Raw genomic sequence first — 19,257 nt, forward strand, 5'->3', positions numbered from 1 at the left:
AACAGCAGATAAATAAGAACCACAGAAAAAGGATTTCGGGATGGAAAAGTCGGATCAGGTCAATGAATTCCGCAACGCAATCGCCATCGTGGCGGGCGGCAGCGGTGGCATCGGTGCGGCAATCTGCGAGAAGCTGGCTTCGCGCGGCGTGGATGTGGCCTTCACCTACCATAAGAGCAAGGATAAGGCTGATCAGACGGCCAAGCGTATCGAGCAGCATGGCCGGCGCAGCATGGCGGCGCAGGTTGATTTGCGCGATGCGGAAGCCGTGGCGGCGCTGGTGGCCAAGGTAACGGCCACCTGGGGCGATCCGAGCACCGTGGTCTATGCCGCAGGTCCGTTGCTGCGCTTCCATTACATCGCCAAGATTCCCAGTGCTACGTTCCGCGATGTGATGGAGCATGACGTGATCGGCTGCTACAACTTGATGCATGCCTCGATCCCGGCCTTGCGCAAGACACGCGGCGCGCTGGTGGCGATGGCTACGCCGGCACTGGATCACTATGTGAAGAAAGATATTCTCTCCATCGCGCCGAAAGCCGCCATCCATGCTTTGGTGCGTGGCATCGCCTGTGAGGAAGGCCGCTATGGCGTGCGTGCGAATTCCGTGGGCATTGGCCTGGTAGGCGATTTCGGCCTGATTGACGCTCTGCGCGCCAATGGCGATGTGGACGACCGCTTCCTGCAGACAACGTATGAGCAGGTGCCGCTCGGGCGCCTTGGTCGGGCCGAGGAAATCGCTGAAGCGACAGCTTTCCTGGCTTCCGAGCGGGCGAGTTTCGTCACCGGACAAATTCTGATGGTGGATGGCGGCCTGGCAGCGTAAGGGCCTGATCCGGTCCTGGGCGGATGAGTATTCTCGGAGTAGCAGATGGATTTTCACCCGACTCAGGACCAGGCCGAGATTCGGAATCTGACGGAAAAGGTCTGTGCCGGCTTTGGCGATGATTATTGGCTGGAGCAGGATCGTTCGGCGGTATTCCCCCACGATTTCTACGATGCCATCGCCAAAGCAGGCCTGCTTGGCGTTGCCATGCCCGAGGAATATGGCGGTGCTGGACTGGGCATAGCGGCCGCAGCCACGATGATGCGTGCGGTGGCGCAATCCGGCGCCGGCATGGCCGGGGCTTCATCGATCCATATGAATATCTTCGGCTTGCAGCCGGTGGTGGCTTTCGGCACGCCTGAGCAGAAGCAGCGCATGCTGCCGCCCTTGATTCGCGGCGAGGAAAAAGCCTGCTTCGCCGTCACGGAGCCGGATGCCGGGCTGAACACCACCGAGTTAAAGGTGAAGGCCGAGCGCAAGGGAGACAGATACGTCATCTCCGGCCAGAAGATCTGGATTTCCACCGCCCAGGTAGCCGATAGGGCGCTGATCCTTGCCCGCACCACGCCACTCGACAAGATCAAGAAGAAAACCGATGGTCTGAGCCTGTTCTATACCAAGCTCGACCGGTCGAAGATCGAGGTGCGCCTCATCCACAAGATGGGGCGCCACGCGGTCGATTCAAACATGCTGTTCTTCGATGATCTGGAAGTGCCGGTTGAAGATCGCATCGGGGCCGAGAATGACGGCTTCAAGCTGATCCTGCATGGGCTTAATCCAGAGCGAATCCTGATTGCATCGGAAGCAGTTGGCATTGGCCATGCAGCCCTCAAGCGGGCCTGCGACTATGCCAATCAGCGCGTGGTGTTCGGTCGCACCATCGGCATGAACCAAGGTATCCAGCATCCGCTGGCGCGCTGCTGGATGAATCTGGAGGCGGCCGATCTCATGGTGAAGAAGGCGGCATGGCTCTACGATTCCGGTGCCGAATGCGGCGCCGAGGCGAACACGGCGAAATATCTGGCGGCAGAGGCTGCCTTCGGCGCCTGCGAAACGGCGATCCAGACCCATGGCGGCATGGGCTATTCCGCCGAGTATCATGTCGAGCGCTATCTGCGCGAATCGCTGATCCCCCGCATTGCGCCGGTCAGCCCGCAGATGATCATGAATTTCATCGCCGAGAAGGTTCTCGGCCTGCAGAAATCCTACTGAATGCCGACGCAGCCAACTCCAGGTCCTGCGGTGCAAGCTTCTGCCCTCGACGGCCTCAAGGTCATTGATCTCACCCGTGTGCTGGGCGGTCCGTATTGCACGCAGATTCTGGCCGATCATGGCGCCAGGGTGATCAAGGTGGAGCCACCGCAGGGCGACGAGACCCGGGCCTGGGGGCCCCCCTTCAGCCAGGGTACCTCGGCCTATTTTCAGGCGATCAACCGCAACAAGACCGGCATCGTGCTGGATCTGGCTGAGCCGGTGCAGCGTGGCGTACTGCTCGATCTGCTGGAGGATGCCGATGTTCTGGTGGAGAATTTCAAATCCGGCACACTGGAGAAATGGGGCATCGGCTATCACGATAGCCTGGCGCAGCGCTTTCCGCGCCTGGTGCATTGCTCGGTTTCCGGTTTCGGCCATAGCGGGCCGATGGGTGGGCAGGCAGGCTATGATGCCGCGGTGCAGGCGCTCTCCGGCCTGATGAGCGTGAATGGCGAGAAGGACGCGCCGCCTTTGCGGGTTGGCGTGCCTATCGTCGACATGGTGACTGGCCTGAATGCCACTATCGGTATTCTGCTGGCACTGCAGGAACGTGAGCGCAGTGGCCTTGGGCAGTATGTCGATATTGCATTGTTTGATTGCGCGGTATCGCTGCTGCATCCGCATATGGCGAACTTCCTGGCTTCCGGCAAAGCGCCGGTTCGCAGCGGAAATGCGCATCCCAATATCACGCCCTATGATGTGTTCCCCAGTGCGTCAGGGCCTATTTTTCTGGCGGTCGGAAATGATGGCCAGTTCCGCAAGCTCTGCGACTATCTCGGACGGCCGGATCTCGCTGTCAATCCCGATTATGCAACCAACCAGCAGCGCAGCAGCAATCGTGATCGTCTCTGCGCCGAACTGGAAGCCCTGCTGGCCGTACAGGATGGCGCCGGCCTCTGCCGGGCGCTGATGGCGATTGGCGTTCCCTGTGCTCCGGTACTCGCGGTGCCGGACGTGGTGGAGCATCCTCACACCAAGCATCGCGAAATGTTGATTGCCATTGGCGAGTATCGCGGTACAGCGAGTCCTTTGAAATTGAGCCGTACCCCGGCGCAGTATCGCCTGGCACCGCCCAGGTTTGGAGAGCATACGGGGATAATCCTCGACGCGCTCGGTGCCAGCAAGAAGGCTCCTTAAACCACGATCGATCAAGCGGGCCGGTTGCTCTGGATCGACTGCGACCAACACCCTCAACACGGATAGCGCGGCTCTTCCTCCCGATTGAACCGCGATCAACTGGCCCGGTCACGCATTGGTGTGGCCGGGCTTCTTTTGGGCTATAGGTGGCTAGGTGCCACTAAATACGGGCTTCTGCTTGGCCGTTACAGCCTGTATGCCGGCCCACGCATCATTGGTGCGTGCAGAACGGCTAATCGCGCGCGCTTCAAGTTCAAGTTGTGCCTCAAGTGGCTGTTCCCATGACGAAAGCAGAAGATTCTTGATCTCGCCAAAGCTGCGCGTGGGTCCTGCAGCAAGCCGTTGAGCCAGTTGCCAGGCGGTCTCCCCCAACGTATCAGGCGCCACAACACGATTGATGAGGCCATACTGGGCGGCTTCGTCCGCGCTCCAACTCTGGTTCAGCAGTAAGAATTCGGCCGCCCGTCTGGTTCCGACGCGCCGTGGCAGGAAGTAGGAGGAACCAGAATCGCAAGCCAACCCAAGGCCGGTGAAAGCCGCGTAGAATTTTGCCTCCGAACTGGCGAGGACAAAGTCTGCGGCGGCGGAAAATGCGACCGCCGCTCCACAAGCCATCCCGTTAACAGCAACAACAACAGGTGCATCCAGGCGGGCAAACCGCGCTATTGCGGTGTGGACAGTAACCGTCGCGGTATTGATGAAACGATCAAGATTCTTACGGCTGCTCGCCAGGGCCTTTAAATCGCCACCGACTGAGAAATGCTTACCCCTTGCGCTGAACAGCACTGCCCGAATAGTGCCATCTTCCCGGCATTCGGAGGCGAGCTCGCACAACTCTTCTCCAAGCTTGCAGTCAAAGGGATTGCCGCGATCCGGCTGATTGAAGGTAATGCACGCCACGCCATCTTTGATCTCGAAATGCAAGGCGTCGAATGTCACAGCATTCTCCTGATCCGGGCGTGATAGCAGCGGGCTAATACTGCAATGGCCCTTGAACAAAGCTGTAGCGGCCGTTCTGAACCTGGAAGAGCAGGACATTGCGCGTGCCCTGGCGCTTGTCAGGTCCAAAAGAAAGCACGGGTCCGCCGAAGATGTCGCTGTAGCCGCCAATGCCTTCAAGCGCGGTGATCAACTTCTCGGTGGTGAGGTCCTTGCCGGCGCGGTCGAGCGCCGCGATCAGCAGGTCCGCGCCGACATAGCCATAGACCGAGCCGATATTCGGATCGGCGCCGAACTTCTGCTTGTAGGCATCCCACCATGCAATGACCGTGGGCGACGCGGTGTCGCGATATGGCATATAGGTGCCGGCCGCGATATAGAGCCCTTCGGTGGCGCGCGCCGGCGCGCCGGCTACTGTTTGATCAAAACCGGCCGATTGGCCAATGAATTCCACATCGTTCCACCCCATCCGGCGAGCGGTGCCGTAGGGCAAGATCGTATCGCGCACCACGGTGCCGAGCGCGATCAGGTCACAATTCGCCGCGCGCAGCTTGGCCATCTGCGCTGAGAAATCAGTGTCGGTTGGGCGGTTTGTGGCGGTTTCCAGGATCGTCAGGTTCATCGCCTTCGCCTGGTCCTGCGCGCCGAGCAGGGATTCGCGGCCGAAATCGGTATCCTGATAGAGCAGGCAGAGGTTCTTCTTGCCCTTGTTCTCCACCATCCACTTGATGCCGGCGCGGATCTGGTCGTAGTAGGTCGAGAGATTGGCGAACTTCATCCGGTTGAACGGTTCGGCCATCTGCCGCGCGGCGCTTAAAGGAAACAGATTCGGGATGCCGGCAGCGAGTTGGTCGTTCATCACTGCGTTGTTCATTGGCGTGCCGAGCGCGCCAAGCATGACGAATACGCGGTCACGGTTGATCAGCTTGTTGGCGCCCTGAACAGCGCGCGGGACCTGGTATTGGTGATCCTCGACAATGAAGCGGAGCTTGCGGCCATGGATACCGCCTTGTGCGTTCACTTCGTCGAAGCGGAGTCGCGCGGCATTGGCGCCGCTAACACCGATGGAAGCAACCGGGCCACTGAGGTCGGTGTGGGTGCCGACAACGATCTCAGTTTTGCTCACGCCACGAACAGTTTGAGCGTGAGCTGCATGGATGGGAATGAGCAGGGCCGCGACTGCGGCGATTGTGTATTTCATGATTTCCTCCCGGTTTTTCTGTTATTTGTTGAATGCGATTTCAGGCGGCTGGTTCTTGCGCTGCTCCCTGCGCCGCCAATTGCGCGCCGATCTGCTGGTTGTAGAGGGCAGAGCCGGCCAGGCATTGTCCGCCATCGACCACTACCTGCGCCCCAGTGATATAGGCCGCCAGCGGAGACAGCAGGATCGCCGCCATGGCACCGACTTCTTCGACCCGGCCCCGGCGGCCAAGCGGTACGGTGGTGTCCCAGAATTGCTCGCCCAAACCCTCGGTCATCCGGCTGGCGCCCTCGGTATCGGCGATCGGGCCGGGTACGATGCTGTTGCTGCGGATACCGTACGGTCCCCATTCCAGCGCCAGATTACGCATCATGTTCTCGATACCGGCCTTGGCGGCCCCGGCATGAAGCTGGTAGGCCATGGGGCTGAAGGATTGCGCCGCTGAGACGAACAGCAGGCTGCCGCGTGTCTGCTGCAACTGCGCAAATGCCGCATGAGCCGCATTGAAGCTGCCGAGCAGATCGATGCCAATCACCGTGCCAAAGCCATTCGGGCTCATGGTTTCGGCAGAACAGACGAAATTACCGGCCGCACCGCAAACAAGCCCATCGATAGGCCCCAGTTCGTTAGCACACCGATCAAAAGCTTCTGCCAAAGCTGCAGGCTGCCGCACATCGGCCACCGCGGTGAACACCTTGGCGCCGGTCAAGGCCAGTTGCGTTCGTGCGCCTTCTAGCCGTTCCGCCGATCTGCCGCAAATGGCGATATTTGCGCCCAGGCTGGCGCAGACATGCCCGATGCCGAGATTTATGCCGCTGCCGCCGCCGGTAACGAAGATTGTCTTGCCGCGCAGCAGATCTGGGGACAGGTAGGAGTTTGCCATATATAACATGTCAGTTGACTTGTTTTACTATTTTATAGGTCGGCCGACCTTTTCTGTCAACGCGAAGTTCCATTGCTGGGGTGGTGGAGTTAAGATCGCACGATGAGCAGCACCAGCGAGCGCACAATCCAGCGGCCTTCGGTGGCCGTCACGCCTAAGGGCCAGGAACGCGTTCGCGAGATTCTGGCCGCCGCGAGGGCGATCCTGACCGAGGTCGGTTATGCCGAGCTGTCGATGCGGGCGGTGGCCGCCCGGATTGGTGCGACGCTGGGCAACATCCAGCACTACTACAAGACCAAGGATCAGCTTATAGAGGCCTTGCTGGTGCATAGCTTCGAGAATTACCAGGCCCATATTGATGGGGTGGCGGCGTCCCTGAGCCAAGGCAGTGCTTCCGAGCAGCTCGCCGCATTGGCCGATTACTTCATCGAGGACATTAAGTCGGCCTCCACGCAGCGGCTATTTCTGGAGGTTGCGGCGCTAGCAGTACAAGATGCCAAGGCTGCCGCGATCCTAGACCGGATGATGGCGAGGGCGAGGCGGGGATTTAAAAAGCTGGTCCGCGAGATTGATCCCACCGCAAGCGAGCGAGAACTGAACAGCCGCTCAGCCCTAATTGCCGCGCAAATACTCGGACTGACTTTCCAGCTCAGCAACAGCCGGCGGCGCCACGCGGACCTCACTCATCTGGAAGTGGCTGTGCGTGGTGCCGTGCTTGATTTAGCGACCAGGCGCTTGTGATTAGGCATCAGTGCTTATTTATATGAATGGCAGAGGCATCTTCAATGAATTGTTGAGTTCTATGGCGATAGTCTGTCTTTGGGGTTGCAGAGGCATCGGTAATTACGACAATGTATGGAGAAAGTTCATCTAAGAGTGAACAGCCCGATCATGACTGACAAGTCCGAAGACGAAGCAAATCAGTATGAAGTGCCGCTGGTGCAGCGGCAAAATATGGCGCGTGCAAAGGTTGAGGGAAAGTCATGGAAGAATCGGCATTTCAAAGACTTGAATGCGCTGGGCGCAGAATTCTCCGGTTGTGATTTTTCCTATTCGATTATTGAGCGTGGCTATTTCCGCAATGCTACTTTCCGGAATTGTAATTTTACAGGAGCCAAATTCGTCGACTGCAATTTCCGGCGCGCCAATCTTTTCGGCTGCGACTTGAGTCATGCTCGATTCACCAAGTGTGAAATCGACATCAAGGAAATTCTTGCTGCGCTGCCGATGGAACCCAACATCCGCCAGCTGAGCCTGATGAACCTGCGTGCCAATGCCAGTGAGACCGGCGACCATGCAAGCTTGCGCCTGATTGTGCTCGATGAGATCGAGTCTACCAAGCTGCATTACCGGCGTGCCCTCTCCGGCGCAGATTCCTATTACAAGTTGAAGTACTCGTCCGTTTTGTCAAAGCTCGAATCAGGCTGGAACCTAGCGCGCCTGACAGTCAGTGGTTTCGTCTGGGGCAACGGCGAGCGGCCTGTTAAAATTCTGATCAGCGCGGTGATCTTTCTGGTGCTGCTGACCATCATCAATTTCTGGGCAGTACTGCCGGCCAAGACCTGGGCGGAGACCAAAGGCGGCTTACTAATCCTGAAGTATACGCTGTCACTATTCTTCGATGTCTTCCCCGACGAGCAGTTTCGCGGCTTTCTCATTGTTGACTACATCATCAGTGCAATGCGCTATATTTATGTGGGCTTGTTCATCTCTGTGATGTTCAAGACGATTTCCCATAGATAAGTGCAATGGGCCACCTTTCCGCAGTCTATATTTTTGGCTCAGTCGGTCGCGGCGATGAAGATGATCGCAGCGACCTGGATCTGCTTGCTATCGTGAGAAATGGCGGTGGCACAGTTGCTGATGAGGAAGTGCTGCGTCATGTGCCCGCAGCATACAGCCAGCTCAAGCCATCAATTTCGTGGTATGGGCATAACCGCCTTGGTGAGATGTTCAAAAATGGGGAGCTTTTCGCCTGGCATCTTTACGCCGAAACGAAGCCGCTGTTCGAAGATGACATCACCCTCAAACAATACGGTGTGCCAGGCGAATATCGGGATGCCGTGCTTGATGTGGAGTCGTTTTATGAGGTGCTCCTGGGTATCCCGGAGCAGATTGCGGCAAACGAGCGGAATGCAGTCTATGAATGTGGTCTAATTTATGTATGTCTACGGAATATCGCCATGTCCGCATCGTCGACTCTCAATGAGAAGCCCGATTTTTCGCGCTATTCGCCGTTCAAGTTGAATGGCGTCCGGCCATGCCCAATTTCAGTTGATGAGTATGAGATCTCGATGGAGAGTAGGATGGCTAGCCAGCGCGGCCTGACACCACCGTTCGCTGCGACGGCAGGATTGGTCCGGGGCCTGTACGAGCGGCTCACCCCTTGGATTTCTGATATTATGGCTGAAATGGGTAAGAGGCAGGCCAATGGATAACAGCACTCGCCGGAGGCGCTTCAAAGGCCGCGTGAGCCTGGAGCGCACATTCATCACGCCAGTGAACACCGCTTTTGGGTCTGCGGCGCCGCTCGCAGGCATGACCCGTGATGCAATCCAGGCTTGGGTGCCGCTAGCTGAGGCCGCATACCCTGATACGAACAACATTCGCAAGATCGCAGCCGTGCTCATGGAAGCGTCCGCTCGGGGCGACCTTATGGCCGACCACAGTCGGGATGTGTTCGATCCGGAGGCTCGTCCAGCACCCGAGGCGATGACGGAACTGGCGAAGCTACTGGAAAAGGTGCTGAGCGAAACCCGGAACATGCCTGGGAAAATAAAGACTTAATGAATCTTTTGCGTGCATGCTGTAAGTAAGATCGCGCATTTATACATAATTCGATTGCGTTGAGACACTTGATACACTATCGTCCGCTCTGTCTCAGTGGAGCGAATCAGTGGACGGTCGGACTTTTTATGAGCGTTGTGAGAGCCTCTTCGCGACCCAGCGCGGCCATGGTCGGCGCTGGAAGTCCGCAGCCGCAGCATCGCTCGGCATCGGCAGGGCGAGCCTCTACAGATACTTCGGTGAAGTCATCGTCCCTGACGATGTCGTTGCCCGCCTGAAGGAGCGCGAGGCTGGTCCGAAGCCGATCCGAAACGACTATGAGCTGGTGTCCCTATGCGCGCGCGCCCTGAAGGACCTCCAGGCCCGAATTGACGAAAAAGGATTTCTGATCGCCCCGTATCCTGTGTCGGTGCAGCGCGCTCTGGACCTGGGAGCGGCTAAGAACATCATCGACGGCTCGCAACGCTGGCCTACCAGTCTCGAACAGCTTGTCCAGATCGCGCAGAAGCCGATGTTTGAATGGGGCATCGACATGTCCTGGGATGTCGGCGAGGAATTTGTTGTTGCGCGCTTGCTTCAAGGCGGTGAAATCACCGTTGAATGTCTGGCACTGGCCATAGACGGGAAGGAGCCTGAGCGGGAGCTGGATGAAAACCAGGGCTTCCAGCAATTGCTCGCCATCTGCCACGACCGCAGCGATGGCCCGGATGTCTATCGGGCCTGGCGCCAGATCGTCATCAGCCATCCCATCCTTGACGCCGGCTGGCCGCTGCTGTTGGCCGACACTCCCATCCTAGCTGGCGTGGACCGCCTCGACGAAATCGTGGATCGTTTCTACGAACGCCTGCCAGAGGGCATGGCAGTTGATGGCCAGGTGCCCGTCTGCAAGGTCACCGGGACAATCCTGCGGCCCGAACTGCGTGGCTACCACACCGAGAGTCGCGACCCCGCTGCAATCCGCATGGCGCGGTCAAGTGATTTCAAGAAACTCAAGTATCGTCGAGGCATGCGGTACCTGAAGCGGGCGTTCCGGACGTTCTGGTGCTTGCCAGGCCAAGCAGAACTTGAACTGGAACGGACGCTTTCGAGTCTGGGCTGGACTTGCACGCTCTGGCCGAAGTTCGACCAGGTCGACCTGGTGGCGACCTCGCCAGACGGCAAACGCCAAATCGCCGTTGACGTGAAAGACCATGTGTCGACCGCCCGGCTGGCCGTGCGCTTCAAAGGCTTCAACGGCTACGAGCGCTCGCACGACTGCTTCCTAGTCGTGCCGGACTATCAGAGTGAACTGGATAGAGGCTTCGAGGAGCGGTTTACGACGATGCGTGCATCGGCAGGCAATTCCCCTGTCGATATCCAGACCGTTTCGGGTCTGGTAGCCAAGTTGGAGGGCCGGAAGTGAAAACTGACAGCGTCTTCATCGAGGAGTTTAAGAAGCGCCTGCTCAAGGTCGATCCGGCCGCTCGCAATCTGAAAGTCAATGCCATTCGCAGTCTGGGCATAACGGAGCTTTGCCTGCATTTCGTTGCCAATGCCTTGCCAGATGAACAGACTGCCGCCGTACCATTCTTGATGTCTGGCTACCCGAAGTTGCTGAATGCCTGCGATTCCGACGAGGTGCGAGGTGAGCTCAATACGTTGCGGCATATCGCCAGCCGATACAGTTCGATTTCGGCCTGGATTGAGGCAACTAGGGCGTATTCCAATCTGCCGGAGACTATGCGCTGCTATAACATCGTTGACAGGAAACCGATCCAGCGCGCCACGGCAGCCGCGTCTGTCCTGGAACTGCTGGATACCACGCTGGAGAGCTCAGTTCCCTGGAAGGAGCGCCGCGCAACGGTCGCGGTCGAAGGCGAAGCAAAAGTCCGCCTGAAACATGGCGAAGCCTATCTGTCCTACGACATCCCGCCAGTACCCAAGCAGCAGCTCGATGGCCTGACCAAGTACAATCTGGCTCGCCGCGCAAAGAATGCAGCAATCCGCATTTCGCTTGATGACCTCGACGCGGCGGCCAAGAAGGTGGATGAGCGGGAGGCGATGTCAGACTGGCCGGGGAGCCTGCCGCCGCTGAAACTTCGTGAACGTCTGAAGCGGCTTCAGTTGCAGGGACTTCAGGACGGCTTCTTTGAAGATGGCACAATCTCGCTGGAAGGCGCCGTTCATCTGGTTGGTATGCTCTCGTCTGGAAAGTCGACGCTGGTATGGGGCATCCTGTTCGCGTTGACCCTGAGGCGTTCCGACAAGCGAATAGCCATGCTGGTCAGCGACACTATTCAAGGTGCAACCGTATCGGCCCGCCTGAGAAAGCACGGTGTCACATCGACGGTTCTGTCGAGTTTCTACAATCGCGAATACCACCTGAACTCAATTCACTGGCAGCAGAGCGAGACAAAGACCGGGTGGTCGCTGTCAGAAATCGGCGACATCACTCAAGGCTTCAGCGTCGCCTGCCCACTGGACGGCATGCAGTCCGAACCCAAGGTCATTCGTGGCGGTGCCGAGTTCGGCCGCTTCCCGCTGTTGCGCGAAAAGCCCTGCCACCGACTTCAGCAGGCTGAAGTAGATGACAGCGACGAGGACGATGGCGAAACCTACGACACCGACATGGACCTGTCCTTTGGCAAGTCCTGCCCCCTATGGGCAAGCTGCCCGGCTCAGGAACAGCAGCGGACTGCCGTGACCGCCCAGGTTGTCATCATGACGCCGCAGGCATTCGTGCATATGTCGCCGGACAAGTGGGTTGCCAACGAGCGGATCACCATTCCTGAGCTTCTTCAGTTCACCACCGACCTAGTCATCATCGACGAGGTCGATGGCATGCAGAAGTCGATGGACGACATCTTCTCCCCACGTGCCCCCATCATGGGAGACGAGCGGGGCGTCTATGCCCCAGCAATCGGTGCGAAGACCTCAGAATCCCTGCGAGAGCGAAGCGGAATTCAGTTCCGCCGCGAGATGAATGCCAAGTGGCAGTCCAGCTTCCATACCTTCTTCAAGCTGATTGGCATGATTTACGCCATGCTACAGAACGAAGATGTTGACCTGAAGTCCTTCTACCACAGCCGGTCGTTCACTGCCGCGAGCATCCTGTATGACCTGTGGATTCGGCGAAAGGAAATCCGCGAAAAGGCCGGTCTCGACCAGCCGATGGACGAAGAAGCGGCAGAAGACGAATTCCTCGAAGTCATCAAAGTCGCCACTTCCATTGTGGGCAGGCGAAACGGCTCTGCGGCATCGCAGGAAGAAATCGAACTCAATAGCGAAGAACTAAAAGAGAAGTTCAATAATCCGGCTTTCAAATCAGCGTGCGAGCGCTTGCAGGCATTGGGGGATCAGGTTCTCGTCGCCGATTACTACGAAGACTTGGTCCAAGACATCCAGGACCTGCTCAAGACGGATCTTGAAGTCTTCAATGCATCCTCGGAAGGGGGATCTCCTGATGAAGTGCTTCGTCCGGCCGACCGCGTTTCGCCTCGCGCCAATGCTCTGGCGTTGCTGCTCGCAGTCGTCGCCGACCATGCACTGTCGCGGTACAACTGGCTCATACGGTCGCAACCAGCTGTCGCAGCCGACTTCTCCATCGAGGACGAACAGCTCTTTACCCAGGCGAACAATCTTATCCGCAACTACCGGACTTTACTTCCGACGAACCCGGCAGGTGCCGTCTTCGGCTTCTTCTACGACATGCCGCCACAGGAGAAGGAACTCGACATGGGTGGCAAGCTGACGCTGGTCAACCACCTGGGCGTTGGGCGTCATCTCGTTACCCATCTTCATGACCTCCTCGCAGCCGAAGGTCAGGCAGGACCACACGTGCTGATGCTTTCAGGCACGAGCTGGTCCGGCGGCAGTAATCGTCGCCGCGACCGCAAGTCGGGGAAGCTCATCGATGCATCGTCTCCAAGCTTCGATATTCAGGTTCCTGTCAAGGGTATCCTGATGCAGCCGAAAGCTGAACTGGAGGCAATCGGAAACTCACAGTTCGCTCTTGTCTACATTCCTCATGGCGACCGAGGGCAGGTGCGGGTATCCGGTGTGCCGGAGAAACAGCGCCGCGAGAATCTCGCCTTCGCTGCGACCCAGCTCGCCATTCCCAGGGGTAATAGCAATGCCCTGGAAGACCATTGGCGCCGGATGGAGGAAAAGTGGGGGGCGTCGGATATTGTCGATCGCCGCCGTGCGCTTTTGGTGACGAACTCCTATGCGGACGCGGCCGTTGTCGCCGACACCCTGGCGCAAGTCCTCGAGGGCCACGGGTACACCGACTGGGTTGTCCGATGCCTGACGCCAGACAAAGGCGATGACCGGGTTAAGCTTGGCGCGCCGACGCCGACGCGCGCCAAGCCCCTGCCACGGTCTCTGGTTGAGAGCTTCGGTGACATGCCGGAGCGATCTATCCTGGTCGCCCCGATGCAGGTTGTGGCGCGCGGGCACAACATTCTCAACCGTGGTTTGAAGGCGGCCATCTCCTCAATTTACTTCCTGCACCGGCCGCATCCTCGACCGGATGACCTGGGGCCTGTTATTGGCCGTCTGAATCGCTTTGCGATGGAGCGTTACGAGAAGGGGATGAAGTTCGGTGAAGGTGATGCCGATATTTCCATCGCCGTGCGCGCCCGTCGCATGCGCTATGCCGCCCGCAATGAAGTCTATCGCAGCCTGGCCAACCGCGGTGGATACAGCATGCTGCCAGCCGAATACAAAGCCCAGTTCGCTTGGGACATGCTTACGCCGCTTTGGCAAACCATCGGCCGCGGAATACGAAATGGCTGCCCTGTTTTCGTCGGCTTCGTCGACCGGCAGTTTGCCCCGATGTCCTTCAATGGTCAGAAGGACCGTCCTGAGACCAGCGCCATCGTTCAGGCAATCTGGCAACTCGAACAAGCCATCGACCCCAACATCAATCCCAATGAAAGTGAAGTCGCGCGCCTCCTGTATGGACCATTCCACGATGCCCTGAGCGCAACGAAGGATCTGAACTATGTCTGATGCCGAGAAGCCGACGAAGACCCGCAAGAAGACCGAAGTTCTTAAAGATTTGGGCATCGCGGCCTGGTCTACGGAAGGGCTTCCGCGATTCATCCGGCTGACGCGGTTCAAACTCCCGGTCGAAGCACAACTTCAGATGCTACAGTGGACGGAGGAGAAGGTCGGCAGCTTTGGTGACAGAGGCTCTCGGGTTCTGAAGCGCGGACTGCCGGAAATCATGGCGTGGTTCGTCCCTGACGTAGCTTACATCAAGCACGACTACGAGAGGGGCGATGCCAAGGAAACCCTGAGCTTGTACTTCATCGGTGACCTGAAGGATGCCGAAACCACACGCCGCAGAGTGAAGGTCGGCCTGCTGCGTTGGCTATTTATCTTGTACCCGAAGAAAGACGCGGGGTTGCGTACCCGCATTGCTGACACGGTCGACGTCGATGCAAACTGGAAGACGATCGACGTCAGTACGGCGCAGGAAGACCATGGCGGCATTTGCGGTCGTCCGGTCGACCGCCTGTTCTGGGACGCAGCGACAGCCTATGCAGCTCATACCCTAGCTGGACAGTGCATTCAGTTTCGCGGTGGCGAGGCCCGCCGCCTGATTTCGCGCGCGGGTCTGTCAGACATGTTCAACGGCATTGAACTCGTCGCCTTCCCGCCGAGAAGCGATGACAGCAGTATGGCCTGGTCGGAGGTCATCACCGTCACCACGGGCACCTTCCCGGAAAAGAAGGGTATTTACATTCTGGCGCACCCCAGGATTCGTAACTGGGGTCCAGTCCACCGATCGACTAGTTATGACGGCGATTTCCGTAGCCTGGAAGTGTTCATCCCGGACGGCGAAGGCCAAGGTGTCCACAAACACACCACTTTCGATGTCGGTGCACGCTACGATCGAGATGCAGAGCCTGGAGAGAATGGGAAAAAGCCCCTCGAAGCAGTTTGGAAGCACGATGATTCAGTTGAAGTCATCGAACTGCTGAAGACGCTTACCGGGCAAACCTTCGACACTGACCAGTCCGCATTGAAGCCCGTCATCGATCGGGATGGCCTGTGGGTCATGCCGCGGCTTGGAACCAACCATGGTGACCGAAAGCCCGCTGGGGGTACCGGCATTCCGTGGAACGATCGCTTCGATATTGTCACGTCGCTGGACAAAGTCCTGTCCAGCATCGGGTTGAAACAGAGCGAACCCATCAAGCGCTTCAACCAGCCCAGGACGAATATTCAGCTTCCCTTCGAGACAAACGAACAAAGGGAAGAAGACAACTGGCCTAAGCGCCGGGCTGCGTTGACGAGAGCCCTGTTGGCTGGCGGCAGGCAAACTGCTGTACTCGACCTTTATGTTCTCCACCGGCGAGACGACACGCCTGAGGTCATGTCGAGTGTCCTGCAGGAATATCTGGGGCCATGCGTCACTGGTGAAGGACATTCGCTTCAGTGGGAAGGCCTGACAATTAATATCCGTGCGGCAGCTGCAGGCGTCCTGTCTGAAGCACTGCCCACCATCACGCTGTCTGATGGTGATAAGGAAGGTCGGACCGAGAAGGCACAACGGGAGATTCGGAAGCTCCGGCGAACAGAGGCTTTCGACGAATCGCGAAAGAAGATGGGGACCTACATAGCGTCCTTCCAGGTCAACGCAGATGCGATTGCCTGTGCAATCTTGGAAATGCCGGGGAGCATGCGGGACGATGACCGCGTGGACCCGTTCCGAATGGCCCGCCAGGAGCTAGCGGCCAAGAATATCCTGCCTCAGGTCTACCTTATAGAAGACAGGCCGGTCGGTAAGAGTGAAGCCGTGCTCGAAAAATGGGAAGAGCGCCAGCGAGCAAAGTATCTGGCCGCGATGCGCGATTGTTTCCGCATGCTCGGCACCATTCCCGTCAGCGACATGGTCTTTCTGCCAGCGGCAATTACTGTCCTGCAAAAGAATGAGACCCGCGATGCTGGAGGGTATTCCAAAAGCTTTGCTCTGCCGCTTGCAATGAGGGTGAACAAGGGCGCTCTGGAGTGCGCGTTGCCTGCCGATGACGGGCAGCCGCAATGGGTGCATTATCCCAATGCCGTCCTGCGCATGCTGACGAAAGATTACTCCCCCTTCAGCCGAGGGCGGCAGGAAGAGAATGTCGCAAAGTTCAATACTTTCTTCGCCGCTGCACTGAAGGGCATCAATGAGGTGGGGCAGCCATCTCTTGTCATCACCGAGATGGAGACAAGTGTCAGCCGTATCCCCAGCCTCCAGAACGGTTCGCTGACTTTCGACCAACTCAGGATTGGCGGACAGACCTTCACGCCTGCCGATTTGCCGAACCTGACCCTTGTCAGGACCAGCCCCGATCGCAGGAAGCAGCCGCACTACTTCCACGACAAGGACACAGCCTGGCCATCCGGCATGTTCAAGTGGGGGGATGCGGCACGGACTCTCTATGCCTTGAAGTCAAAGCCGCCGACAGTCTCGACGAAGTCGCATTACGCGGCAAACATCTCCAGGCATCCGGTAAGCGGCGACAATAAGGTGGACTATTCCACTGGTCGTCTGTCCGCGCAGCTCGATGAGTTCTGCGTCATCTTCAAGCAGTCGGGGGACGATGCGGGCTATCTGTTGTCGATGGTGCATAAGCTGCGCAATGTCCACACTCAGTATAGCTATGCAACCTCGCAGCCGTACCCGCTTCACGAACTGAGGTTACTCGACACGCATTAACTTTAATCCAGAAAAGAGCCTGAATAGCGCAAGGGGGGCTTAGTTGGTGTTCGCCGCCCTAGGCCGGCGGCCGCGCCCCGACGGAGCCGACACTCCCGCATACGGGTTTGGGCTATGTGAGCCGACTCGGGTGGCCTCCTGCTGGATCTGTAGCCTGACGGCGCTGACGAGCTGGGCCAGGTCCAACCCGTCGCCGACCAAGGCGGCGGGGCCAAATCCGACCTGGCGACTCTCATATATAATAACGTCAACCAGGCGATACATGACCCTGCCTGGAGCCACCCAGATCCGAAGCGGGAGTTTCTCCGCAGGTAGCTTCTCCAATAAAGAAACCGAGCAGTTCCAGCGTTTAGCGAGCGCTTCCCGGTCGAGCAGTGGGTGAGCAAAAATTGGGTCGATCATATGGCGAGGCTCCATCTAACATGTCCGTATAGTGTTAGACGGCAGTTCGGCGTGCCGGGTTACAGGATCCGGCTTGGTTATTATATGAGGACATAACCATCGAAGCGGCCCCGCTGGCCAAGCCGCCTATCAGGCAGCACTTTCATTGCTGCACTTCGCGGCTTCTGTTATGCTCCACGTGCTCCAATTTTGCTCCACTGCCGGATGCAAAGTGGTCTGAGCGAGTGCAAGCGAATGTGCCTAAGTGCTTCAAATCACTGGAGTGGGCTTTCGCAAATCGCGGCGTTGGACGGGTCATTTCGGGCTCATAACCTGAAGGTCGCAGGTTCAAATCCTGCCCCCGCAACCAAATCAAAAACGCCGCCAGGTTCCGCCTGGCGGCGTTTTCGTTTGTGCGAAGCTATGGCTGAACTGGCCACTCTGCCGAGGAGGGCCGGAGCGAAACAGGACTGGGCCCGAGTCATCCAGATCTGATCGGTGGCCAGCGCCAGGTAGATTTATGATCGAGCCTAATGCCGGCGTTCTGGTCAGCAGGGTTGCCGAATCAGCTGCGTCGGCGCGGACTTCTTCTGCTGAGGGGAGTGAGATCGTTCGCGGCCGGACCAGGCCTGCGCCCCTTGCTCAAGGGGAGTCCTGCCAGCTGGAGGGGCGAAAGGCGCCGACTCGACCATGGGGTTTTGCTCGGGTCTTGGAGATCCGCCTAGTCATTCATGGATTTTCTGGAATTTAACGAGGCAGGCAGTGCCCGGACAGCTCATCCAGCTATTGACGCGACCTGCCGGCCATGATTGGATCCATGATTAAGGCTTCAAAATTCAAAAAGGAGGAAAAAACATGCTCAAGCGCTTCGCGGTGGCCTTCGCCGCCGCCAGTTTGCTCGGCTCTGCGGCCATGGCTCAGGAAGTGACGCTCACGGTCCTGTCGCACAAGGTTCATGAAAATGTGTCGCGCGGTCTTGTGCCTGGCACCACGGGCGGCGATATCGCCGGCGAATGGGCGAAGAAGAAGGGCGTCAAGCTCAACTGGATCAGCGCCAATATCGAGCCGATGCATGACCGCCTGTTCCGCGAGCTCTCCTTGCGTGAAACTTCGATCGATCTGGCCTTTGTCATCAACAAGTTCGCCACGCCGAAGGTGAGCGTGCTGCTCGAGCCGCTGGATGACTGGCAGAAGAAGGCGCCGATTGAAGCCTTCGATGGTATTCCGGCGAACCTGCTGAACGCCATGCGCTATGGCGGCGTGCTGACGGCCATCCCGTTCCGCCACGCCACCACCGGCCTGCATTTCAACACTGAATTGCTGAAGGAGCGCGGCCTCACCCGTCCGCCCAAGAATGCGGATGAGGTGGTGGAATATGCCCGCAAGCTGACCTACACCCGCGCCGACGGCACTCGCGTCAACGGCCTGACCATGAACTCGGGTGACGAGCATCTCGCGGTGCTCACTTTCCTGAACATGTATGGCGCTGAGCTGATCGACAGCAAGATGCAGGTGAAGGCGGATTCGCCGGAAATGATCAAGGCGCTGACCGTGATGGCGACGCTGTATAAGGAAGGCGTACTGCCGACCAACTATGCCTCGCTCAGCATCGACGAAGTGATCACCACCATGCAGTCCGGCCGTGCCGCCATGGCGATCGATCCCTTCGCCCGCTACACGGTCTACAATAATCCAAAGGCATCCAAGTTTGCCGCCGGCGCCGTGGATGTGATGGTGCTGCCCTCTGATCCCGCCACCAAGCGCGACGGCACGGCAATGACCGAGATCTGGTCGATGGCGATCCCGAAGAACTCCAAGAACAAGGAGTTGGCCTGGGATCTTGCCCGCGAGCTTTCCGGGCCGGAAAACACCACGCTGGTGGCGCTCAACGGCAATGGCCCGGTGCGCCCGGCCGCCTACAGCGACAAGCGTCTGCAGGAGCGTCTGCCCTATACCAAGGAGGAAGCTCGTGCCATCGCTCAGGCGCTGGTGGTGCCATCCGCATTCAATGCCTCGCTTGAAGCACTGGCGATCTTCCGCGAGGAATCGCAGGCGGCTGTGATCGGCATGAAGAGCCCGAAGGACGCAGCGGCTTCGATGCAGAAGCGTATCGAACCACTGACCAAGAAGTGATAGTGTAACACAGCGGCGGGAGC

The 19,257-nt window shown here is 58.3% G+C and carries 14 protein-coding genes; 11 read left to right on the forward strand and 3 right to left on the reverse strand.

Annotated features, from left to right (window positions below; all coding sequences use genetic code 11):
- Nucleotides 1-40 precede the first annotated feature (40 nt).
- Genes ACQY7X_RS09030 through ACQY7X_RS09040 form a run of 3 tightly spaced genes read left to right on the forward strand, consistent with a single transcriptional unit; the run spans nt 41 to nt 3,217 of the window.
- Nucleotides 41-826, forward strand: coding sequence for an SDR family NAD(P)-dependent oxidoreductase (locus ACQY7X_RS09030; RefSeq protein ID WP_428249576.1), 786 nt, complete (start codon nt 41-43; stop codon nt 824-826).
- A 45-nt stretch (nt 827-871) separates the two neighbouring features.
- Entirely contained in the window at nt 872-2,038 is a 1,167-nt protein-coding gene (locus ACQY7X_RS09035) for an acyl-CoA dehydrogenase family protein (RefSeq protein WP_428249577.1), read from the forward strand.
- Between the two features lie 30 nt (nt 2,039-2,068).
- A complete protein-coding gene (locus ACQY7X_RS09040) occupies nt 2,069-3,217 on the forward strand; it encodes a CaiB/BaiF CoA transferase family protein (RefSeq protein ID WP_428249578.1) in 1,149 nt (382 codons plus the stop codon).
- A 150-nt stretch (nt 3,218-3,367) separates the two neighbouring features.
- Here the strand turns inward: ACQY7X_RS09040 and ACQY7X_RS09045 are convergent, their stop codons facing one another.
- From ACQY7X_RS09045 to ACQY7X_RS09055, 3 genes are all read right to left on the reverse strand, one after another.
- Nucleotides 3,368-4,156 carry an enoyl-CoA hydratase/isomerase family protein gene (locus ACQY7X_RS09045; RefSeq protein WP_428249579.1) on the reverse strand — a complete coding sequence of 263 codons (789 nt, stop codon included), beginning with the start codon at nt 4,154-4,156 and terminating at the stop codon, nt 3,368-3,370.
- 34 nt (nt 4,157-4,190) lie between these two features.
- Entirely contained in the window at nt 4,191-5,282 is a 1,092-nt protein-coding gene (locus ACQY7X_RS09050; RefSeq protein WP_428249580.1) for an ABC transporter substrate-binding protein, read from the reverse strand.
- Between the two features lie 115 nt (nt 5,283-5,397).
- Complete coding sequence (locus ACQY7X_RS09055; protein WP_428249581.1) at nt 5,398-6,240, reverse strand: SDR family oxidoreductase; 843 nt, start codon at nt 6,238-6,240, stop codon at nt 5,398-5,400.
- A 102-nt stretch (nt 6,241-6,342) separates the two neighbouring features.
- Here ACQY7X_RS09055 and ACQY7X_RS09060 point away from each other — a divergent pair, with 102 nt between their 5' ends.
- From ACQY7X_RS09060 to ACQY7X_RS09095, 8 genes are all read left to right on the forward strand, one after another.
- Complete coding sequence (locus tag ACQY7X_RS09060; protein ID WP_428249582.1) at nt 6,343-6,981, forward strand: TetR/AcrR family transcriptional regulator; 639 nt, start codon at nt 6,343-6,345, stop codon at nt 6,979-6,981.
- Nucleotides 6,982-7,116: 135 nt separating this feature from the next.
- The gene (locus ACQY7X_RS09065; RefSeq protein WP_428249583.1) at nt 7,117-7,983 is read left to right on the forward strand and encodes a pentapeptide repeat-containing protein; all 867 of its coding nucleotides are present in this window, start codon (nt 7,117-7,119) and stop codon (nt 7,981-7,983) included.
- Nucleotides 7,984-7,988: 5 nt separating this feature from the next.
- The gene (locus ACQY7X_RS09070; RefSeq protein WP_428249584.1) at nt 7,989-8,678 is read left to right on the forward strand and encodes a hypothetical protein; all 690 of its coding nucleotides are present in this window, start codon (nt 7,989-7,991) and stop codon (nt 8,676-8,678) included.
- The gene (locus ACQY7X_RS09075; RefSeq protein ID WP_428249585.1) at nt 8,671-9,027 is read left to right on the forward strand and encodes a hypothetical protein; all 357 of its coding nucleotides are present in this window, start codon (nt 8,671-8,673) and stop codon (nt 9,025-9,027) included. The genes ACQY7X_RS09070 and ACQY7X_RS09075 overlap by 8 nt, the downstream gene beginning before the upstream one ends.
- Before the next feature lie 109 nt (nt 9,028-9,136).
- On the forward strand, nt 9,137-10,429 hold the full coding sequence (locus ACQY7X_RS09080; RefSeq protein WP_428249586.1) for a hypothetical protein: 1,293 nt from the start codon (nt 9,137-9,139) through the stop codon (nt 10,427-10,429).
- Nucleotides 10,426-14,019 (forward strand): hypothetical protein, encoded by a 3,594-nt coding sequence (locus tag ACQY7X_RS09085; protein WP_428249587.1) that lies wholly within the window; start codon nt 10,426-10,428, stop codon nt 14,017-14,019. The genes ACQY7X_RS09080 and ACQY7X_RS09085 overlap by 4 nt, the downstream gene beginning before the upstream one ends.
- Complete coding sequence (locus ACQY7X_RS09090) at nt 14,012-16,720, forward strand: RNaseH domain-containing protein (protein ID WP_428249588.1); 2,709 nt, start codon at nt 14,012-14,014, stop codon at nt 16,718-16,720. Before ACQY7X_RS09085 ends, ACQY7X_RS09090 begins: the two co-directional genes overlap by 8 nt.
- A gap of 1,236 nt (nt 16,721-17,956) precedes the next feature.
- Nucleotides 17,957-19,234 (forward strand): extracellular solute-binding protein, encoded by a 1,278-nt coding sequence (locus ACQY7X_RS09095; RefSeq protein WP_428249589.1) that lies wholly within the window; start codon nt 17,957-17,959, stop codon nt 19,232-19,234.
- The last annotated feature ends 23 nt before the right edge of the window (nt 19,235-19,257 follow it).

This window comes from Ferrovibrio sp. (genome assembly GCF_965278975.1).
Classification (GTDB): Bacteria; Pseudomonadota; Alphaproteobacteria; order Ferrovibrionales; family Ferrovibrionaceae; genus Ferrovibrio.